The organism is Rhodoblastus sphagnicola (assembly GCF_002937075.1).
In the GTDB taxonomy this organism is placed as follows: Bacteria; Pseudomonadota; Alphaproteobacteria; order Rhizobiales; family Beijerinckiaceae; genus Rhodoblastus; species Rhodoblastus sphagnicola.
In genome coordinates, this window is the sequence record NZ_NHSJ01000041.1 from 53,249 (window position 1) to 72,877 (window position 19,629).

Consider the following 19,629-nt stretch of genomic DNA (forward strand, 5'->3'; position numbering starts at 1 on the left):
CATGATGCAAACTTTTTGGGCTCATGTTGTGGAAATCGCCGTCGCGGCCGGCGCGGTGGTTTTTGTCGCCGTCATTGGCGGGGCGACGACGGACACCGGGCCCTGGTATCAAAGACTGCGCTTTCCCGCGCTGAAACCGCCGGATTGGGCGTTCGGTCCCGGTTGGTCGTTGATCTTCGCCCTGATCGCGACAGCGGGGGTGATCGCCTGGAACGACGCGCCGGATGCGGCGACCCGCGCCGGCTTGATCGAAATCCTCGCTGTCAACGCCTTGCTCAATCTCGCCTGGAGTCCGCTCTATTTCAAGTTGAGGCGGCCCGACTGGGCGCTCATCGAACTCGTGCCGTTCTGGGCGTCCATCCTGGCGCTGATCTTCTATTGCGGCGGTTTCTCGCCAAGGGCCGCCTGGCTGCTCTGCCCCTATCTGGCGTGGGTCAGCTTCGCCGGATGGCTGAACTGGCAGGTTGTTCGGCTCAACGCGCCGTTCGCGGGCAAAGCGGCCGGGTGACCCCCGTGTCCGTTCATCCCCGCGCTTTCGTCGTCGAGCCCTTCGCGCCGCTGGCGCGGGAGGGGGGCGTTCAGCTCTGGCGCTGATCGCCTATACATTTGATCTTGCTGTACGTTGCGAGAGGTCAACCCGCGGGGATGAAGATGAGTCAATCTTGGGCTTGAGGCGTAATGTCGCAGCGTCATGGCCCCCGTCACGTCAAATTGATAGAAACGCCGCGAAATAAAATGATTTAGGTCAAGGATTTATCAGGCGGCGCCCCCTAGGTTTCCGCGCGGTGATCCGTCGTACCGGGGCCGGAGCGCGTCATTTGGGCTTTACTCGCGTGAGGTTTTTGGCTCTTATACGCGCGCTGGCCCTCAACGACTGGCTCGACGGAATTTCCCAACGGTGTTTTTTGACCGGGAGGGGTTGATGGGTTTTGTTGGCTTTGCCTTTGACGCTCGTGACCACCACGCGGGCATTGTTCAGCTTCAGGATGCAAGCGAATTAACCGCGAGGCGGGCGCTCCTCAGCGCCGAGAACGAGCGTCTGGAACGGGTTGTGAAGGAACATCTCGGACCTAAGCTCGCCAGCCTTCACCGCAAACTGCGGGTTCCGGCGTTCCCTTTCGAAGCGGACGCTGACGTAGTGGCAGAATTTGCGCGCTTGGTGATCCAGCCCGACGGAGCGGATGCGGAGAGCTTCTTCTTCCGCAAACGCGACGAGGGCATGGGAATGGCCGCGCTGCTGGAAACTTTGCTCGCGCCTACGGCGCGCCAACTGGGTGAATCGTGGTTCCAGGACGAATGCGATTTCGTCGATGTGACCCTTGGAGTCACCCGCCTTCGCGCAATGCTGGAAACCTGTGTTCGGGTTTCCGGCGGTCCGGGCGCGCCCGGTCGCAACGCTTTGCTGATTTCGGCGCCGAAGGAACGGCATTTCTTTGGCGTGGAGATTGTTTCGGCTTTCCTCGTTTCGTCGGGATGGGACACGACCCTCTCGCTCGGACGCTCAGCGGCCGACAGCGCCCGCATCGCAGAAACCCAGTGGTTCTCCGTGCTGGGCGTGACCGTCAGCGAGGAATCGGATCTCGATGGCGCCGCGCGCGTGATCGAGGCCATTCGTCGGCGCTCCGCCAATCGGTCGATCGCTGTCATGGTCGGCGGCTCCGCCTTGCGCGGCCGGCCCGAACTGGTCGCGCGGATCGGCGCCGACGCCATGGCGGAGGACGGGCCGGGCGCACTGCTGCTCGCAAATCGCTTCTATTTCGGTCAGGCGGTCGCCGCCTGATTGGGTCTTAGAGAATGAGAGCGCTCGGGGTCCTCAGGGTCGTCCGGGCGCTTTTTTATTTTGGCGCTCGCGCGTCGGATGAGAGCGCAAGACTGAGGCGTTGCAAGCGCGGCGGGTTGGAAGGTGCGGCAAAGTTGGCGCAGGTCAAGCGTGGCGCCACGCGACCGACCGAGTCCCTCCGGAGCGCCCGACATGAGATGATCAGTGTCGCCAGCTTCGCGTCGGCAGTATCGGCCTTACCGTGAACCAGTCGCGCGCGAATGCTCAGGAACAGGCCACGCCCTGGAAAATCTCGTCCGGATGGTGTTCCAAATAATGACGAAACCAATAGGTGTAGGCTTCGGGACGTTTCGCGACGTCCGCGACGAGACGGCTGCGCGATAGCCATGCGTAATCCATGACTTCCTCTGGGTCGGGGCGCACTTCGCCGTCAAACCTGCCATGGTACATGTGAACGATTTCGTCCTCGACGAGGTCCGAACCGACGTCCGCGCGGTAATGCGTCACGCGCAGGAAGTGGAGACCGCAGTCCACGCCGAGTTCTTCCTTGAGGCGGCGGGCGGCCGCCTCCCCTACTTCTTCCCCGATACGGGGATGCGTGCAGCACGTGTTGGTCCACAGGCCGCCGGAATGGTATTTGCCCAGCGCGCGACGTTGCAGCAGCATCTCGCCGCACCCGTTCGTGACGCAGACCGAGATGGCGCGATGCCGCAATCCCAGGCGATGGGCTTCAATCTTCCCCAGCGCCCCGATCTGTCGGTCCTCGTCGTCGACGAGGATGACTGTCTCTCGGTCGTCGTTCATCTTTCATCCCAGGTTGCCTTTACCGGCTAAACGATTTTTCGTTCCAATGCAATTGAAAGCGGCAGCAATCGTCGCCTTGGGCGCAACAGCTGATTTCGCGCGCGCGGGTCGCCGGCGACACCAGCGCGCGAAAAAGGCCTTCAAAGACAGCAGCATGCCACACGCAAGACGGACTGTCGGATTTCAGACCCTCACAGAGGGGATTGTCGCGGATGCGGGCTTCGACGCCGGAATTCAAATCATAGCTGAAGCCGGCCGATCCCGCGAAGGTCCAGGCGTTGGCCGAAATCGCGCGCATCAGGATACGGGCGGCGAGTGGCGCCGGCAACAGTTTCAGGATGAATTGCGCGGGACGGGGGATGCGATTGGCCAGCAGATAGTCGGCCGTCAGGCTCCCCGCCTTCGCCAGCACCACTTCCGCGCGCGCCTTGGGCAGAACGTCGCGCAGCCCGATATGCAGGCGGGCGGCCTCGCTGGCCGGAATCATCGCGCTCGGAGGGGAGTCAAGCCAAGCAAGGCGATCCGCGTCCGTGAACAAGCGAACCATCGCCTCGGTTTCGCCGAGCGCCTTTAGGGCTTCAATCAACTGAATAACCGCGTTCGGGCCGATATGGCCCGAACGCTCAATTTCGGTCGGGTGAGGCATCAGACGCGCATGTGAGCGCGCGCGTCGCTGCCAGCCTTGGCTGCTTCCTCGGCCCGCCTCGCCAGCGTGGCCTCGTCAATGCCCTCGGCGTCCTCATCGCTCAACTGTTCGTCGCCGCCGCCGCAGGCCTTGATCTCGACCGGATCGATGTGCGCCTGCGCCTTGCGCGAGTTCTCGGCCAGCGCCTTCCAGTCGCCGGTCGTGGCCTCGTCCATCTTGCGCGACTCGTCGAAGTGGAAATCGACGGTCTTGCGCGACTGCGGACCCCAATAGCCGACTTTGCCGAGGTCGTAGAACTTGCGCTGGAAGCCAGCCTTCAGGAAGGCCTTGAGGCAGCCGAGCAGATAGCGCCGGCGCATGCCCGAGCCCGCCCAGGGGTAGGAGAACAGCGCCTTCTTGAAGTAGAAGCGGCGATAGTTGTTCATCACGCGGTCGAGCAATTCGCCGCGGTCCATGGCCGTGGGCTTCATGATCGGCGTGACGAAATTATACTTCTCGAAGTCGAACACCTCGACCTTGTCCTGCAATTCCGCGAACAGCGGGGTGAAGGGCCAGGGCGTGTACATCGACCAGTTCGCGAGATCGGGCTTCCAATCCTGCGTCATCTTGTAGGTTTCTTCCAGCGTCTCCGCCGTCTCGTTCTCGAGACCGACGATGAACTGGGCTTCCACCACAATACCGTTCTTGCGCAGCAATTCGATGGCGCGCTTGTTGTCGGCGACCTTGGTCTCCTTGTTGAAGAGATCAAGCTTCAGCTGCGCGGCGGCTTCGGTGCCGAGCGAGACATGCAGCAAGCCGGCCTTGCGATAGAGCGGCAGCAATTCCTCGTCGCGGAGAATGTCGGTCACGCGGGTGTTGATGCCCCACTGGACCTTGTCCGGCAGGCCGCGCGCGATCAGTTCCTCGCAGAACTGGACGAATTTCTTGCGGTTGATCGTCGGTTCCTCATCGGCGAGGATGAAGAAGCCCACTTTGTTCTTCTCGACGAGACGCTGAATCTCGTCCACGACCTTCTTGGGATCGCGCACGCGGTAATCGCGCCAGAACTTCCACTGCGAGCAGAACGAGCAGGTGAAGGGACACCCGCGCGCCATATTGGGAACGGCGACTCGGCAGTTCAGAGGAATGTACTGATATTTGTCCCACTCGAGGATGTCCCAGTCGGGATCGATTCCGTCGAGGTCCTTGACCGTGGGGGCGGCTTCCGTGGCGACGATCTGAGTGGCGCCATCGACCGTGTCGATATAGGCGATGCCCTTGACCGCCTTGCGGCGCTCTTTCCATTCGCCGGATTCGAAGGCGCGGATCACCTCGACGAGGATTTCCTCGCCTTCGCCGCGCACGATCGCGTCAACCCACGGCGCTTCGGAAAGCACCTGCTTGAACATGAAAGTGGCGTGGACGCCGCCGAGCAGGGTGAGCGCCTCGGGGCACTGTTCCTTGGCGATCTGCAACGTGCGCTCGGCCTTGTAGATCGAAGGCGTGATCGAGGTCGTGCCGACGATGTCCGGCTTCAGCTCGCGGATGCGGCGCGCGAGTTCGTCATCGTCAACGTGATCGGTCATCGCGTCGATGAAGATGACGTCCTCATAACCGGCCTTGCGGATGGCGCCGGCGAGATACGCAGCCCAGGCTGGCGGCCAGTTGCCTGCGATTTCGGCGCCGCCTGAGTGGTAATTGGGGTGAATCAGCAGGAGGCGCATAGGACACCCCATCTTCTTTTGTAAGGGATTGTTGACACGCGGATTGTAAAGCCCAATTTACATTTGTCAATCGATCCGTGGTGTTTTCCGATGTCTCGACGGCAAAGTCGTCAATTCGGCGGCGCGCGCCGGTGGGACAGGCGCGCAAACCCGGATCGGCTTGAACAAGCTGCATGACGTTACAGGCGGCAGGCATACTCCAGCCGACGCGCGCCGCCAAGCGTCAAGGAGTCGCGGCTTTGGATTCAGGCGCGGGCGCGAGTTCGCGGAGGCGGCGGCCGGCGCTCGTCCTCGCCGAGCGGGCCGAGGTTCATGAGCGCTTCGGCCGGCTGCGGGCGGCCGAGCAGGTAGCCCTGGACCAGATCGACGCCGACCTCGCGCAGCAGCGCCAGTTGCTCCGGCGTTTCCACGCCTTCGGCGACCGTGCGCATGCCCAGCGAATGGGCGAGTTCGACCACCGCCCGAACCACGGCGCGGTCCTTGCCGTTGTCGGGCATGCCCGAGACAAAGCGCTGATCGATCTTGAGTTCGGCCGCCGGGAGGTCGCGCACATAGGCGAGCGAGGCGAAGCCGATGCCGAAATCGTCGATGGCGATCGACACGCCGGCCGCGCTCAAACGCCTCAGCGTCGCCAGCGACAGCTCCGGGGCTTCCATGGCCTGCGTTTCCGTGATTTCCAGACTGAGCCTGGCCGGCTCGACGCCGATTTCGACCAGATCCGCCAGCACCTCGTCGGCGAAGCCCTCCGCGACGAGTTGCCGCACCGAGACATTGACCGCCATCGACAGGCGCCGGTCGCGCGCGCCGCGCAGATGCCGCATCGCCTGCCGGAAGATCGAGCGCCCGAGCGCCCCGATCAGGCCGGCCGTTTCGGCGCGCTCGATGAATTGCGCCGGCGGGATCAGGACGCCGTCGGGCCGCCGCCAGCGCGCCAGCGCTTCGTAGCCGTGAAGGACGGGCTCGCCCTCCCGCGAAATGTCCCAGACCGGCTGGTAGACCGGCGTGATTTCGCCCGCCTCGATGGCGTGGCGCAATTCCTCCGCCTCGAGGCGATGAGGGGTGACCGAGGTCTTGGCCGCGCCGTCATAGCGCGCCACCTGATCGCGCCCGGAGCGCTTGGCGTGATACATGGCCGTGTCCGATTGCCGCAGCGCCTCGCTCGGGGACATGCCCGCCGGGATGTTGGCGATGCCGATGCTCGCGGTCACCAGAACGCGCAAATCCCCCGGCAGGAAGGGGGTTCTGAAGGCTTCGAGCACGCGCTGCGCGATGGCGCTGGCGTCGTGCGGGCCGGCGCTTGAGATCACCGCGACGAATTCGTCGCCGCCGATCCGCGCCACGAAATCCTGTGGCCGCAACAGAACCGAGATGCGCCGCGCCACCTGCTTCAGCAATTCGTCGCCGATGTCGTGGCCGTGCGTGTCGTTGACGGCCTTGAAGCCGTCGAGGTCGATGAACAGCATGCTGACAGCGTTTTGCCGGACCTTGAGATCCGATCCGCCGAGATCGAGGGCGACGTTCAGTCTGTCGAGCAGATAGATGCGGTTGGGCAGGCCCGTCAGCGGGTCGTGCAGGGCGAGCCGGGCGAGGCGGTTCTGCGCCCGGTGCATCAGCACCTCCGGCATGGCCTGGGCGAGTTCGGTCGCGATCGCGACCTCCTCCGGGCGCCAGGGCAGGCTGCGGCCCCGGACCTGTTCCAGCCATTCGGCGAAGGACGCGCGCGGCTGCAACGGTTCGAGCGCCTGATCCTTGGGCAGGTCCGCGCGACCGGCCCAGCGCACGGTTTGCGCGCGCTCGCCGCGAAACCAGATGACGAAATTGCGCCCGTGGCCGGGCAGCGGCAGATACATCACGCCGGCGGCCGTTTGCGGCCATGGATCGGGCGCGATGGGCAGGCCGGCCGTTCCCGCCAGATGGTCGGAGAACCAGAGATTTGGCCCGGCGCCGGCGCGCTCGGCGAGCGTGGGAAGCAGAGCGTCCAGGACGTCGGCGGGCGGAGTTTCTCCGGCGCTGAAGCGCTCGCCCTCGATCTCCAGCGCCACGCCATCGGCGGCGACCATGGCGAGCAGGGCGTCCCGCGCGCTCTCCGCGCCGCGCGCGCTATTTTCGGCGGAAGCCATGGCGGTGACGACCTGCGCGGAAATGCGGCTGAGGCGCTGCACGCGGCCATGGACGCCCGCCAGTTCTGCCGCCCGCAGCCGCACGGCCAGTTGCTGGCCGAGCGCCTCATAAGCGAGGCGTCGCAGATGGCCGACGCGCCGGGGCTGGTCATGATGGCAGGCGATCATGCCCCAGAGCTGGTTGTCGATCACCAGCGAAATCGTCAACGTCGCTTTCACGCCCATGTTTTGCAGATATTTCAGATGATAGGGCGAGACGCCGCGCAGCACCGCCATGCTCAGGTCGATCTGGTCGGCGCCCCCGGTCTCCGGGACCGCCAGCAAGGGAACCGCCGTGTAATCGACGTCGGGGATGACGCGAATCCAGTTGCGCAGGTAAAGCGCCCGGGCCTGGCGCGGAATGTCGGAGGCGGGAAAGTGCAAGCCCAGGAACGGCTCGGCGTCCTCGACGCGCGCCTCGGCGACGATGCAGCCATGGGCGTCGGCGTCGAAGCGGTAGATCATGACGCGGTCGAAGCCGCTGAGGCGGCGAATTTCCCGGACGGCGACCTCGCACAGGCCCTCGACGCTGTCGGCGGCGTAGAGCGCCTTGGTGGTGGCGTATTGGTTCAGCAGGAATTCGGAATCGGCGCCGGCGCCGCTCGAGTCCTCGAATTCGAGAATATGATGGGGGCCGCGACAGTGCGAGATCACGTCATATTCATTGGCGCCGGCCGGCCCGGCCGGCAGGGGAACGCGTTCGGGCAGGACCGCATAGGGCGTGATCGAATCGTCGAAGTTTTGGATGGTTTCGACGACGCGCGCCTCGAACACCTCGTCGAGCCGCGCGCCGAGCATGGCCGGTCCCCAATGCGGCTGTTGCACCATGTTGGCGCTCGCCGCCGCTATGCGCAGGGTGGCGGAGTCCACGGCGAGCAGCAGCCCGTGCGGCTGGATGGCGCCCGACAGGTGGATCGGTTCGCGGTCGCAGGCGGTCAGACCGCCAAAGTCGGCCATATCGGCCAAGTCGGCCAGTCCCTCGGCGGACAGTTCCGCATGGCGGGGGAGAGACTGTGTCACCATGGCTTGCGTCCTTCATCAACATCGGCGCGAAACCAAGCGACGCCCCTGGGCCGCGCCGCCCGCCTTGGGACGGTCGAGATCGGCGCGCGATTGAACCGCGCTCACGCCAGGACACACGTCTGCTTGCTCCGCTCATGTTCTTGTGTCGCGGGAGGGGCCGAATAGGGTGAAGACCGCCCGGCCGATGCACAAAAATCTGCATTCTTAACTGATTGACACATGAGTATTAATGCCGTCTCTCACTTGAGACGGTCTTATACATGACGCTCGGTAATGCAAGAGGCCTGGATACATAGTCTTTATTGGAAGAAATTTAGAAAAAATGAGATATTGAACAGGTCCGTCGAGAGGCGCGGACGCGCGCATTCGACCAATTGCCAACAGGCGGTGTTGCGGCGGGCGCAATTCTCAATGATTGATTGTTAATTTTATGCCAGGGAATGCGGGCGTCATTTTCAGATTGGAAGCAAGCATGAACATGCGGCCGACCTCACAAACGCCGGGCGTCGGGCGTCTCGAAGGACGGGTCCGGTTGCGCGAAGCCACGCGGGCGGATCACGAACGCCTGCACCGGCAACCCGCCTTCGCCGCCCTGGCCGGCGGAACCCTCGACCTGCCGGCCTATCGCGCCCTGCTGGCGCGGCTTTACGGTTTTCACGCGCCGCTCGAAGCCTGTGTCGCCGCGAGCGCGTGGGCGGACCGGGCGGGATTGGAGGCTGTGCTGGCGCCGCGTGCGAAATTGCTGCGCGAAGATCTCAGCGCTCTCGGCGCCGACGACGACGCCCTGACGGGTTTGCCGATGGCTTGCCCATCCATTTTCCCGGATTTTTCCAATTATGGGCGCCTTGTCGGCAGTCTCTATGTTCGGGCGGGCTCGACGCTCGGCGGGCGCCTGTTGGCCAAGGCGCTCGACCCGCTGCTCGGCGAAGGCGGGGAAACCGGCCGGAGCTTTCTTTCGGGCCGCGGCGGCGCCGATGCGCAATGGCGGCAGTGCTGCGCCGCCATCGAGCAGGCGATGGCCGACGGTCTTTGGGACGCCATGCTGGAGGGCGCCACCGACACATTCGCGGCCCTGGAGGACTGGATGAACGGCGGCGCCTGAGTTTTACAACGCCCCGGCCAGTTCGATCCGCGAGGTCGCCGCGCGCATGAGGTCGCGCGCCAAGGCGCCGCCGAACACGAAATCCGCCGTCTGGCGCGCCAGCGAGGGCGCGAGCAGGAAGCCGTGGCGGAACAGGCCGTTGATGAAGATGGTGCGGCCCTCGACGATGATGCGCGGCAGGTTGTCGTGGAAGGCCGGCCGCAGGTCCGCGCCCATCTCGGCGATTTCCGCCTCGGCCAGCGCGGGGTGGATGGCGTGGGCGGCGTTGACCAGATCCACGATCGAACGGGCCGTGACCCTGGCCCGCTCCTCGTTCTCGATCTGGGTCGCGCCGATCATGAAGCGCTGATCCTCGCGCGGCACCACATAGACGGGATGGCGCGGGTGCAGCAGGCGGATCGGGCGCGACAGGCTGATGTCCTGCGTGCTCAGCACCATCATCTCGCCCTTGACGCCGCGCAGGCCCTTCAGCTTGTCGCGGGCGGAATAGCCCCGGCAATCCACGGTCCAGTCGGCCTCGCCGTCGGCGTCGTTGGCGTCGAGGCCGAAGCGGAAGCGGGCGTTGGACATGGCGGCCAGCCGCCGCGTCACGGCTTCCAGCGCGACGCGCGGGTCGAGATGGGCCTCTTTGGGGAAGAACAAGGCGCGGGAAAAGCGGCCGGCGAGGTCGGGTTCGAGTTCGGCGAGGCGATTGCCGCCGATCTCCTCGAATTGCTCGGTGCGGCGCGCAAACAGGCGAAGCTCGACCTGGTCGCGCGGCGTCGCCACCACCAGGCTGCCGCGCGTCTCCGCCACCGGGACCGTTTGCGTCCAGTAGACCAGCGCCTCCATGCCCAGGCGCGCGACCAGAGGCTCGGCCGAATCGAGTTCGCACCAGGGCGCGACCATGCCGCCGGCGTACCAGGAGCAGCCGCGTCCCGGCCCCTCCTCGCGTTCGACGATCTCGACCTCCGCGCCGCGCCGCGCGAATTCATAGGCCGCCGTCAAACCCGCGACGCCCGCTCCGATAACCCTAATGCGCATCCCGCGCCTCCTCGACGTTTCCGGGCACGGGGACGTCGGGATTTCGCGCGCGCGAAAAACAAAGAGGATTCGCAGCGAACGCCATCCCTCCGCCGGCATGACCCGGATCAGGTGTTGGGGATCGCCGCGCCGCGCGAAAGCTTTCCGCGCCAGCGGCCTCTCAGCTTCTTGCCGAAGCTCTCCCAGGCGGGGGCGATGGTTCCGCCGCGCGCGCCGCGCCGTCAAGCGCGCAGTTCTCTTGAGAGCGCGGCTAATTGTCGCGGATTCAGCCGCAGGGCGCGTCCTTGCGGCAGGTCGCGCAATAGGGCGACTCGATCACGGGGATGCGGGCGCCGCCCGACGGGCTTTGCCGCGCCTTCGCGCAGGACGGATCGTCGTGGAAGCGGCAGATCTTCCCGCGCCCGAGGGTTTTGGCGCGGTAGAGGGCGATGTCGGCGAAGCAGACGATCTTTTCGATGTGATCCTGCGCCGTGGGAAAGATGGTCGCCGCGCCGATGGCCGCGACCACGGGGGCGTCGGCATGGCGGCTCGCTTCATGTTCGAGCAGGATCGCCAGCCTTTCGGCCAGACGCATGGCGTCGCCGTCGTCGGTCTGGGGCGCGGCGAGCGCGAAAATGTCGTCGCCGTAATGCACCATGAACCGGCCGTGGCGATCGGCCTCGCGGGCGATGTTGTCGCCCACCGACGCCAGCAGGCCGCGATCGGCTTCTCCCAGGGGGGCTTTGGCCGCATGATCTTGACCGAACCGGGCTTGGCCCGACTGAGTTTGGCCGACCTCGATCAGCAACAGCGAAATCGGCGCGCCCGCGCTTTGCGCCTTGCGCCAGGAGCGCACCAGCCCGTCGTTGAATTTCTGGCGCTTTCCCATCGACGCGAACCGGGTGAGGATCGGGCGACGGTCATGCGGCTTGTCGCCGGCCGGGCCATGAACGAAGGCGGCGAGGCGCTCGACGTCCGCGATCGTGACCCGGTCGCTGCTGATCTCGACCCCCTGTTCGGCCAGGGGGACCAGCGAGCGTGAAAAACTTTCCAGCTTGGCGCCGACGAAGCGGGCGATCAGCGTCTTGCTGAACGGCAGCGCGAAGGCGGGCGGATATCGGGTCGGCGTTTGGGCCAGCTCCGCCTGATGGAGCAGGAAGGCGCCGATGCGCTGCGGCACGGAGCGGGTCTTCAACTGCTCGACCTGCTCGACCAGCCCCTTGTTGGCGGCGGAGGACAGCGCCATCAGTTCGAAGGCGAGTTCGGGCCGCCGCAAGATCGCCGCGCGCAGGATTTCCGCGTCGAGGCGGACGACGCGCACGGAGGACACGGCTTCCGCAATGACGTGATGGCGGCCGTAGCCGAACATCGACGGCTCGAAATAGACCTGGCCGGCGGTGAGGACGCCGATGACTTCATGTTCATGCCCGCCGGTCTCGCGGCAGAGTTTAATGCAGCCCGAGAGGACGGCGAGCAGCGACTCGGCCGACTCGCCCTGCCAGAACACCATCTCGCCGCGACGAAAGTCTTGGAGGGAGCCTGACTCCTCCAGGATGCCGCAAAGGCCGGCCCCGATCGTCTGGAACAGTGGAGAACGCAGCAGGGCGCTCATCTCTTTCCGGACCATGTCGAATGCCTCCATTACCAAAACTCGACGAAAAATAGCACGTCCTCGCCGTTATCTTGTTTGACTGTGGTCAAAACAAGGACTTGGCCCAAAATGAGGACTTGGCCCAAAATGAGGGCTTGGTCAAAAACGGCGCCGCCGGCTGACCGGGACGGGCGCGGCGCCTGTTTTGCGGGCAAGCTCCACACAAGCCGCCGCGATCATGGTCCCCGCTCTGCTTCAGGCCTGCCGGGGGGATCCTATGGCGCTCGCCAAAAAATTCGTGAATTCTTCAACCGAAGTCCATGACGACGCCGAGAGCGCCGGTCGCGCCAATCGTCTCGGCGCCGATGTGCAAAAGCGCAAGGCCCGAACCTTCGCCCGCCAGCAGATGGCGGCCGAACGCATCGCCGCCGCCACCACCGAATTGTCCTCGGGCATCACCGAGGCGACCTCGGCGGTGGAGGAATTGCGCGCCTCCGCCGAGCAGATCGCGGTGGGCGCCGAACAGGCCGCCAACGCCGCCCAGCGCTCGCTGAAGGCGGTGACGCATGGCGCCGCGCTGATCGTCAAGGCCAAGGACAACGCCGAACGCGCCGTCGCCCGCACCGATACGCTCTCCACGACAATCGTCGATGTCTCCAGCCAGGTCGGCATGGGGATCGAAGCCATTGCGCGCGCGTCCGAACGTCAGGACGCCTCCGTCAAGATGGTGCAGGAGCTGGACCGTCAGGCCGCCGCCATCGGCGAAGTGGTCAAGGCGGTCGCCCGCATCGCCGACCAGACCAACCTGCTGGCGCTCAACGCCGCCATCGAGGCCGCCCGCGCCGGCCAGCACGGCAAGGGCTTCGCCGTCGTCGCCGACGAGGTGCGGACGCTGGCCGAGACCAGCGAGAAATCCGCGCGCGACATTCAGGATCTGATCGCACAGATCCAGAAGGATGTCGCCACGATCGCGGAGGGCATCGGGAATTCGGCCAACGCGGCGCGCGAAGAAGTGCGCAAGGGCAAGGAAGTGATCGAGGGCCTCGAAAACATCCGCGCCAACATGCAGGGCGTGATCGCCGCCTGCCGCGAAATCGCGCGCGTCAACGAAGAATCGAGCGTGGCCGCCGTCCAGGCGCAGAAGGGTTCGGAACTGATCGCTTCCGCCGCCGAGGAACAGGGCGCCGCCTGCGAGGAGGCCACCAAGACCATCGTGCAACAAAGCCAGGCGCTCAATCAGAGCGAACAGGCCGCCTCCGAGCTGTCGGAACTGTCCGAGGAGCTCAAGAACAGCACCAATATCGGCAAGAGCGCCGAGGAAGTGGCCTCGGCCGCCGAAGAACTGTCCAGCGCCGTCGAGGAAATCAACCGCGCCTCGGCGCAAATCATGACCGCGCTGGAGCAGATCAGCCGCGGCGCCGCCCAGCAGGCCTCGGCCTCGCAGGAATCGGCCGCCGCCATGGCGCAGATCGAGAAAGGCGCGATTCTCGCGCAGAACAATTCCCAGACCTCGGTCGAGCGCACCCGCGCCATCGCCGACCTGCTGTTCACCAACAAGGCCGCGATCGATACGCTGATCGAGGGCGTGCGCGCCTCCGCGGATTCCGCCCGCGCCAGCCGCGACCAGATCGCCGCGCTGGAGCAAATCAGCCGCCGCATCGACAAGATCGTCGACGCCATCACCACCGTCTCGATCCAGACCAACATGCTCGCGGTCAACGGCTCGGTCGAAGCGGCCCGCGCCGGAGAATTCGGCAAGGGCTTCGCGGTCGTTTCCACCGACATCCGCAACCTCGCCCGCGATTCGGCCGAAAACGCCGACCGCATCAAGGATACGGTCAAGGCCATCCAGGACACCATCGCCACCGTGCGGCTCGATCTCGCCGAGATCACCGAGGCGGCCGTGGTTGAAATGGAAAAGAACCGGCGGATATCCGTCAATCTCGACAGCATCGCCAAGGACATGAAGGACGTGCTCAAGGACAACGAGGACATCCTGAGCGGCTCGGCGCAAATCACCGATGTCGTCAAGGAGGTGCAGGCCGGCGTCGAGGAAATCGCCGCCGCCGCCACCCAGGCGACCAAATCGGCGGGCGAAGCCTCGACCGCCGCCCACCAGCAATCCAAGGGAGCCGAACAGCTCGCCGCGGCCATCGAGGAAATCGCTTCGCTCGCCGACGAATTGCAATCCGGCTGATCCAGTCCATTCCTGCCCTTTCGTCCAGGAGGAGAATGGACATGTCCACAGTCGCGCAGACGCTCGAAACCCTCAGAGCCGAATTCGGCGGCGGCGCGGAAGCCGCCGCCGACGATTCCCGGCAATTCGTCATTTTCCATATCGGGGGCGAGCGTTTCGCGGTCGCCCTGGAGGACGTGCAGGAAATCATCCGGCCGCCCAATGTCGTGCATATGCCATTGTGCCCGGCCTCGCTCGAAGGCCTCGCCAATCTGCGCGGCGTCGTGCTGCCCGTCGTCAATCTGCGCCGAGCCTTCAACTTCGCCGAAAAGCCAGCGGATGACGCGACTCGGGTGGTCGTGCTCGACTACGGCCGGCCCGTGGGCCTGGTGGTGGACCGCATGGCCAATGTCGTCACCATCGAGAAGGAGCGCATCGAGCCGGCCTCGGCCATTCGCAGCGCCCTCGACGCGGAAGTGCTCGACGGGCTGATCCGCGACGCCGATGGGCGCTCGGTGTTGATGATCCTGGATTGCCAGGCCATTTTCCGCCGCGAATTCGGCGGCGACGGCCAGTTCAGCGAGGCCGGCGAAAGCGCCGGGCGGCTGGCGCACGAAAAGACGCAGGAGAAGACCGTCGAGGCGGTCGACGAGGACCAGTTGGTCAGCTTCGAGGTCGCCGGGCAAGAATACGCCTTCCCCATCGAGCGGGTGCAGGAGATCGTCCAGCTTCCCAACGCGATCACCGAAGTTCCCAATGCGCCGCATCACGTGCTCGGCGTCATCACCCTGCGCCAGCGCCTGCTGCCGCTGGTGTCGCTGCGGGCCTTGTTCGGCCTGCCCGCGGCCGAACTCACCGAAACCAACAAGGTGGTGGTGGTGTCGCTCGGCGATGGTCCCGGCGTCGGCGTAGTGATGGACAGCGTCAAGGAAGTTTTACGCGTCAGCCGCGCCATGGTCGAGCCGGTTCCCGACCTGCTTTGCGCGGGAGATCGCGGGGAAATTTCCGCCATCTGCCGGCTCAACGACGGCAAGCGCCTGGTTTCGATTCTCTCCGCGCAGGCGATGTTCGACGAAACCGAATTGCGACAGATCACCGGGGACGACGAGGAACACATGGCTGGCGCCGGCGAAAGCGAAAACAGGGCCGCGACCCTCGACGACGACGAACAATTCGTGCTGTTCCGCCTGATGGGCGAGGAATATGGCGTGCCGATCGACGTCGTGCAGGAAATCGTGCGGGTGCCGTCCGAACTGACGCGCATTCCCAACACCCCCGACTTCATCGAAGGCGTGATCAACCTGCGCGGGGCGGTGCTGCCGGTGATCGACCAGCGCAAGCGCTTCCGGCTGGAGGCGCTGGCGCGCAACGACCGCCAGCGCATCATGGTCTTCACCATCAGAGGCGCGCGCACCGGCTTCATCGTCGATCACGTCTCGGAAGTGCGCCGCATTCCCGTCGGCGCCATCGGCCCGGCGCCGGACCTGTCCGGCGAACAGAAGGCCATCATCCGCCGCGTCGCCAATCTCGACAAGGAAAAGCGGCTGATCCTGCTGCTCGACGTGCTGCAATTGCTCAAGGCCGAGGAATCTCGCGACATCGGGCGCGCGGTCGAGGGCGGCGGCGACGCCGTCGCGGCCTGAAAGCGCAAGTCTGAAATCGCAAGTCTGAAATCGGGGGGGACAGGGCGCAATGATCAGAGTGCTGATCGTCGATGATTCCGCGCTGATGCGCCGCCATCTGAACAATCTGCTTTCCAAGGAGCGCGGCTTCGAGACCGCGACGGCGCGCAACGGCATCGAGGCGCTCGACCTGCTCGAACGCCAGGACTTCGACGTGGTGACGCTCGACGTCAACATGCCGGAAATGGACGGCCTGACCTGCCTGTCGCGGATCATGGCCAACAAGCCGACTCCGGTCGTGATGGTGTCCTCGCTCACCGAGGAAGGCGCCGAGGCCACTTTCGAGGCGCTGGCGCTGGGCGCCGTCGATTTCGTGAAGAAGCCGAGCGGCACGATTTCGCTCACCATCGACCGGATCGAGGAAAGCCTGATCGCCAAGATCAAGGGCGCCGCCAAGGCCCGGTTGAAGCGCGCCACCAATCTGCGCCATCGCCTCGTCGAGCAGCGCCAGCGCGCGCGGGAGGCGCCGCCGAAGACGACGCCTCCCGCGCGCGGGGTCGCCGCCGTCGGCATGGTGCTGATCGGCGTCTCCACCGGCGGCCCGACCACGCTGGAGCGCATCCTGCCGCTGTTGCCGGCGAACCTGCCCTGGCCGGTGGTGGTGTCCCAGCACATGCCCGGCAATTTCACCGGCGTGTTCGCCCGCCGCCTCAACACCATCTGCCATCTCGAAGTGGTCGAGGTCGACAGCCAGATGCCGGTCGTGGCCGGACGCATCTATATCGCGCGGGGCGACGGCGACGTCGTGTTCTCCCAGCGCGGCGGCCGGTTGCTCGCCATGCCCATGCCGGCGGGCGCCGATTATTTCTGGCATCCGAGCGTCGAACGCATGGTGGAAAGCGCGCTGTCCCAGTTGCCGGCCGAACAATTGATCGGCGTCTTGCTCACCGGCATGGGCAATGACGGGGCCGAAGCCATGACCAAGCTGAAGCAGCGCGGCGGCCAGACCATCGCCCAGGACGAGGACACCTCGGTGGTGTTCGGCATGCCCGCCGAGCTGATCGCGCGCAAGGGCGCCAGCGTCGTGCTCGCCGACGAGGACGTGGCCGAACAAGTGAGCATCTGGCTGCGCGTCCACGGCGCGTTCAAGCAGGGGGGACGTCATGCTGGTTAAGCGCTCCGAGTCGGCCGAACCGGCCGTCCCGCATTTCGACGAGAAGACCTCGGTCCGCGATCTCGACGACGCCGATCCCGCTTTGCGCAGACACGCCGCCCAAGCCCTGCGCGGCGTGACGGCCGTCGTGGACGACCTGTGCCGCCGCCTCGCCGTCGAGCCCGAGCGCGACGTGCGCGCGGCGCTGTTGAGCAATCTCATCGGCCAGAAATCCGCTGAAGTCGCCGATCTGCTGGCCTCGATCTTCGACAAGGGCGACGCCGCCCTGCGCAACGAGGTCATGGAGGCGCTCTGGTCCATGCCGGAGGAATCCATCGACAAGATGCCGGTCCTGCTGGCCTCGCCCGACCGCAAGCAGCGGCTGCTCGCGGTCAATGTGCTCAGCGAGATTCCGCATCCGCACGCCGTCGAATTGCTGGAGCAGGTTCTGCTGAGCGAGCCCGACGTCAACATCTGCCTGGGGGCAGTGGATGGCCTCACCCACACCGACGATTTCAGGAGCGCGGGCCGGCTGGCGCAGTTCGCTGCGCGCTTTCCCGAAGTCGACCAGGTGCAATTCGTGGTGAGGTCCCTCTTGCGGAGCCTCGGAGAGCCCAGATGATGTCCGCCGAGCGGGCGGGCGCCGCCGTCTTCCACGATTTCACCCCCGACGAATACACCCGTTTTTACGAATTTTTCTACCAGAAGACCGGAATCAGCTTCAACGAGAAGAAGGCTTATTTCGTCAAGCGCCGTCTCCAGGAGCGCATGAGCGTGCGCGAGGCGACGTCGTTCCGCGATTACTTCGCCATGCTGCGCTTCGACCTCAATGGCGTCGAGTTGCAGCAACTCGTCAACCTGCTGACCGTCAACGAAACCTATTTCCTGCGCGAGGATTACCAGTTTGACGCCCTGGTCCAGGGCATCCTGCCGGAAATCGCCAAGGAGCGCACGCCCGGCCGCGTGATCCGCATCTGGTCCATGCCCTGCTCGACCGGCGAGGAGCCCTATTCCATCGCCATCCATATTCTGGAAAACTGGCGGCGGTCGGACGAATTCGCCATCGAGATCTGCGGCTCCGACATCGATTCCGTGGTGCTCGCCAAGGCGCGCGAGGGCCGCTACAGCGCCCGCTCCGTGCAGCGCGTCTCGCCGGCGCTGCGGCGCAAATATTTCCGCCCGGCCGGAGAGGACTTCCAGATCTGCGACGAATTGCGCGAGTCCATCGACTTTTCCGCCATCAACCTGATCGATCGCATCGCCATGGCGCGGATGCGCGACGTCGATGTGGTGTTCTGCCGCAATCTGCTGATTTATTTCGACGATGTATCGCGGCGCGAGGCGGTGGAGCTGATCTACGAGTCGATGGCGCCCGGCGGCTTCATCTGCCTGGGCCATTCCGAAAGCATGAGCCGCATGTCCTCGCTGTTCCGACCACGCAAGTTCGCCGGAACCATCGTCTATCAGAAACCGCAAAGACCGTAGGGATGACCGAGATGAAACGGGTTCTTATCGTCGACGACAGCGTCACCACCCGCGCTTACTACCGTTCCGTTCTCGAAGGCGCCGGCTTTGGCGTGGACGAGGCCGTCAATGGTCTGGAAGGGCTGGAGCGCGCGATGGGCGCGGTGTTCGACCTCGCCATCGTCGATGTCAACATGCCGAAAATGGACGGCTATACCATGATCGACTCGCTGCGCCGCGACCCTGAACTCGCCACGCTGCCGATCCTGACCATCAGCACCGAACCGCCCTCCCCCGCCTCGGAGACGCGCGGCTCGGATTATCACATCTACAAGCCGGCCGCGCCGGACGACCTCGCCACCATGGCGCGGCTGCTGACCGGAGCGGCGCTATGACCAATCCATTGCTCGCCCGCTTCATTCCCGAAGCGCGCGAACTGCTGGATTCCTCCTCCACCAGCCTGTTGGCGCTGGAGAAGACGCCAGACGACGCCACCGCCGTCAACGAGGTTTTTCGCGCGGTTCATACGCTGAAGGGCTCGTCCGGGCTGTTCGACGCGCCGGCGCTGACCAAGCTCATCCATGTCGCCGAGGATCTGCTCGGCGCTGTCCGGGCGGAAAAACTCGCGCTCAATCCCGACATTGTCGACGATCTCTTCGCCGCCCTGGACCAGGTCGGCGAATGGATCGGCCATATGGAGGAGACCGAGGTCCTGCCGTCCGACGCCGACAAGGTTTCGGGAAAGCTGTCGCGGCTGTTGCGCGCGCATCTGATGGTGGAGGGTGAAGCGGCCGCGCCCGAAACAACCGAAGTCGCGGTCGATCATGCCTCGCGCGACGCCTGGCTCGCCTTGTTCGACGATGAGGCCCGCGCCGTCGCGCGCGGGGCGCTCGGCAAGGGCCAGGCCGTCACCCTGATCCGCTACACGCCCGCCGAAAACTCTTTTTTCTGCGGCTCCGATCCGCTCAACCTGATCCTCAACACGCCGCGCCTGATCGCCGTGGACTATGCGCCGCTGCATCCGCCCAAGCCGCTGGCCGACTACGAGCCCTATCAATGCAACATGGTGTTCACGGCGCTGGCCGGCGAAACCGAGGACGAGGTCGCCCAGCATCTGCGCTATGAAATGGAGCATGTGACGCTCTGCGTGCTGCGCGCGGAATTTTTCGGGGCGACGGCGCCGGCGCCGCCGGTCTCGGCGCCGCGCCATATCGTGCTGGCGGGCACAATTATCGCCAACCAGCGCCGCGCTTTGTTCAGCGCCGAATACGCGCCCGAGCGCATTTCCGCCGCCGCCAGCGCCGTCGCGCGCCTCGCCGCCTCGATGCGCCGCCTCGACTGGGCCGCCGCCGCCATCGCCGCCGCCACCGAAGCCAACGCCCACGCCACGACCGCCCCCGTGCT

General features: G+C 65.3%; 16 protein-coding genes, 1 pseudogene and 1 riboswitch. Of the genes and pseudogenes, 11 read left to right on the forward strand and 6 right to left on the reverse strand.

All coding sequences use genetic code 11. From position 1 onward, the window contains the following. Position 1 precedes the first annotated feature (1 nt). Both CCR94_RS06420 and CCR94_RS06425 read left to right on the forward strand, forming a co-directional pair. Positions 2-508, forward strand: coding sequence for a TspO/MBR family protein (locus CCR94_RS06420; RefSeq protein WP_244593961.1), 507 nt, complete (start codon positions 2-4; stop codon positions 506-508). Positions 509-1,159: 651 nt separating this feature from the next. Beyond that, a complete protein-coding gene (locus CCR94_RS06425) occupies positions 1,160-1,780 on the forward strand; it encodes a cobalamin B12-binding domain-containing protein (RefSeq protein WP_158254646.1) in 621 nt (206 codons plus the stop codon). A 264-nt stretch (positions 1,781-2,044) separates the two neighbouring features. Here CCR94_RS06425 and idi read toward each other — a convergent pair whose 3' ends face one another. From idi to CCR94_RS06445, 4 genes are all read right to left on the reverse strand, one after another. Then, entirely contained in the window at positions 2,045-2,584 is a 540-nt protein-coding gene (gene idi, locus CCR94_RS06430) for an isopentenyl-diphosphate Delta-isomerase (protein ID WP_104507052.1), read from the reverse strand. 19 nt (positions 2,585-2,603) lie between these two features. Continuing rightward, a complete protein-coding gene (gene bchJ, locus CCR94_RS06435; RefSeq protein ID WP_104507053.1) occupies positions 2,604-3,230 on the reverse strand; it encodes a bacteriochlorophyll 4-vinyl reductase in 627 nt (208 codons plus the stop codon). After that, positions 3,230-4,933 carry a magnesium-protoporphyrin IX monomethyl ester anaerobic oxidative cyclase gene (gene bchE, locus CCR94_RS06440; RefSeq protein WP_104507054.1) on the reverse strand — a complete coding sequence of 568 codons (1,704 nt, stop codon included), beginning with the start codon at positions 4,931-4,933 and terminating at the stop codon, positions 3,230-3,232. Before bchE ends, bchJ begins: the two co-directional genes overlap by 1 nt. A 245-nt stretch (positions 4,934-5,178) precedes the next feature. Beyond that, positions 5,179-8,115, reverse strand: coding sequence for a bifunctional diguanylate cyclase/phosphodiesterase (locus CCR94_RS06445; protein WP_104507055.1), 2,937 nt, complete (start codon positions 8,113-8,115; stop codon positions 5,179-5,181). A 472-nt stretch (positions 8,116-8,587) separates the two neighbouring features. On the opposite strand from CCR94_RS06445, the gene CCR94_RS06450 reads away from it, so the two are divergent. Then, positions 8,588-9,217, forward strand: a complete 630-nt coding sequence (locus CCR94_RS06450; RefSeq protein ID WP_158254647.1) for a biliverdin-producing heme oxygenase — start codon at positions 8,588-8,590, stop codon at positions 9,215-9,217. A gap of 3 nt (positions 9,218-9,220) precedes the next feature. Here the strand turns inward: CCR94_RS06450 and CCR94_RS06455 are convergent, their stop codons facing one another. Then, the gene (locus CCR94_RS06455; protein ID WP_104507057.1) at positions 9,221-10,240 is read right to left on the reverse strand and encodes an FAD-dependent oxidoreductase; all 1,020 of its coding nucleotides are present in this window, start codon (positions 10,238-10,240) and stop codon (positions 9,221-9,223) included. A gap of 67 nt (positions 10,241-10,307) precedes the next feature. Then, positions 10,308-10,434, reverse strand: a riboswitch (TPP riboswitch). 71 nt (positions 10,435-10,505) lie between these two features. Next, positions 10,506-11,846 (reverse strand): cyclic nucleotide-binding domain-containing protein, encoded by a 1,341-nt coding sequence (locus CCR94_RS06460; RefSeq protein ID WP_158254648.1) that lies wholly within the window; start codon positions 11,844-11,846, stop codon positions 10,506-10,508. A gap of 688 nt (positions 11,847-12,534) precedes the next feature. Here CCR94_RS06460 and CCR94_RS26555 point away from each other — a divergent pair. The 8 genes and pseudogenes from CCR94_RS26555 to CCR94_RS06495 form a co-directional block, all read left to right on the forward strand. Continuing rightward, positions 12,535-12,909: pseudogene (locus CCR94_RS26555) on the forward strand (methyl-accepting chemotaxis protein); the annotation flags it as partial. A gap of 21 nt (positions 12,910-12,930) precedes the next feature. Then, positions 12,931-14,007, forward strand: a complete 1,077-nt coding sequence (locus CCR94_RS26560; RefSeq protein ID WP_425332316.1) for a methyl-accepting chemotaxis protein — start codon at positions 12,931-12,933, stop codon at positions 14,005-14,007. Positions 14,008-14,048: 41 nt separating this feature from the next. Then, the gene (locus tag CCR94_RS06470; RefSeq protein ID WP_104507060.1) at positions 14,049-15,629 is read left to right on the forward strand and encodes a chemotaxis protein CheW; all 1,581 of its coding nucleotides are present in this window, start codon (positions 14,049-14,051) and stop codon (positions 15,627-15,629) included. A gap of 49 nt (positions 15,630-15,678) precedes the next feature. Continuing rightward, entirely contained in the window at positions 15,679-16,782 is a 1,104-nt protein-coding gene (cheB, locus tag CCR94_RS06475) for a chemotaxis-specific protein-glutamate methyltransferase CheB (protein WP_104507061.1), read from the forward strand. After that, a complete protein-coding gene (locus CCR94_RS06480; RefSeq protein WP_104507062.1) occupies positions 16,772-17,383 on the forward strand; it encodes a HEAT repeat domain-containing protein in 612 nt (203 codons plus the stop codon). Before cheB ends, CCR94_RS06480 begins: the two co-directional genes overlap by 11 nt. After that, positions 17,380-18,246 (forward strand): CheR family methyltransferase, encoded by an 867-nt coding sequence (locus tag CCR94_RS06485; RefSeq protein ID WP_338052972.1) that lies wholly within the window; start codon positions 17,380-17,382, stop codon positions 18,244-18,246. Before CCR94_RS06480 ends, CCR94_RS06485 begins: the two co-directional genes overlap by 4 nt. Before the next feature lie 11 nt (positions 18,247-18,257). Further along, positions 18,258-18,620 (forward strand): response regulator, encoded by a 363-nt coding sequence (locus CCR94_RS06490; RefSeq protein WP_170068937.1) that lies wholly within the window; start codon positions 18,258-18,260, stop codon positions 18,618-18,620. Further along, a partial coding sequence (locus CCR94_RS06495) for an Hpt domain-containing protein (protein ID WP_193938416.1) occupies positions 18,617-19,629 on the forward strand: 1,013 nt, incomplete at its 3' end. The genes CCR94_RS06490 and CCR94_RS06495, both read left to right, overlap by 4 nt.

Excerpts from the sequence above, each read along its gene's own strand:
- CCR94_RS06450 (WP_158254647.1), top strand. The coding sequence starts at position 8,588 with ATGAACATGCGGCCGACCTCACAAACGCCGGGCGTCGGGCGTCTCGAA.
- CCR94_RS06420 (WP_244593961.1), top strand. The coding sequence starts at position 2 with ATGATGCAAACTTTTTGGGCTCATGTTGTGGAAATCGCCGTCGCGGCC.
- CCR94_RS06480 (WP_104507062.1), top strand. The coding sequence starts at position 16,772 with ATGCTGGTTAAGCGCTCCGAGTCGGCCGAACCGGCCGTCCCGCATTTC.
- CCR94_RS06460 (WP_158254648.1), bottom strand. The coding sequence starts at position 11,846 with ATGGTCCGGAAAGAGATGAGCGCCCTGCTGCGTTCTCCACTGTTCCAG.
- bchE (WP_104507054.1), bottom strand. The coding sequence starts at position 4,933 with ATGCGCCTCCTGCTGATTCACCCCAATTACCACTCAGGCGGCGCCGAA.
- CCR94_RS06490 (WP_170068937.1), top strand. The coding sequence starts at position 18,258 with ATGAAACGGGTTCTTATCGTCGACGACAGCGTCACCACCCGCGCTTAC.
- CCR94_RS06455 (WP_104507057.1), bottom strand. The coding sequence starts at position 10,240 with ATGCGCATTAGGGTTATCGGAGCGGGCGTCGCGGGTTTGACGGCGGCC.
- bchJ (WP_104507053.1), bottom strand. The coding sequence starts at position 3,230 with ATGCCTCACCCGACCGAAATTGAGCGTTCGGGCCATATCGGCCCGAAC.
- cheB (WP_104507061.1), top strand. The coding sequence starts at position 15,679 with ATGATCAGAGTGCTGATCGTCGATGATTCCGCGCTGATGCGCCGCCAT.
- CCR94_RS06445 (WP_104507055.1), bottom strand. The coding sequence starts at position 8,115 with ATGGTGACACAGTCTCTCCCCCGCCATGCGGAACTGTCCGCCGAGGGA.
- CCR94_RS06485 (WP_338052972.1), top strand. The coding sequence starts at position 17,380 with ATGATGTCCGCCGAGCGGGCGGGCGCCGCCGTCTTCCACGATTTCACC.
- idi (WP_104507052.1), bottom strand. The coding sequence starts at position 2,584 with ATGAACGACGACCGAGAGACAGTCATCCTCGTCGACGACGAGGACCGA.
- CCR94_RS06470 (WP_104507060.1), top strand. The coding sequence starts at position 14,049 with ATGTCCACAGTCGCGCAGACGCTCGAAACCCTCAGAGCCGAATTCGGC.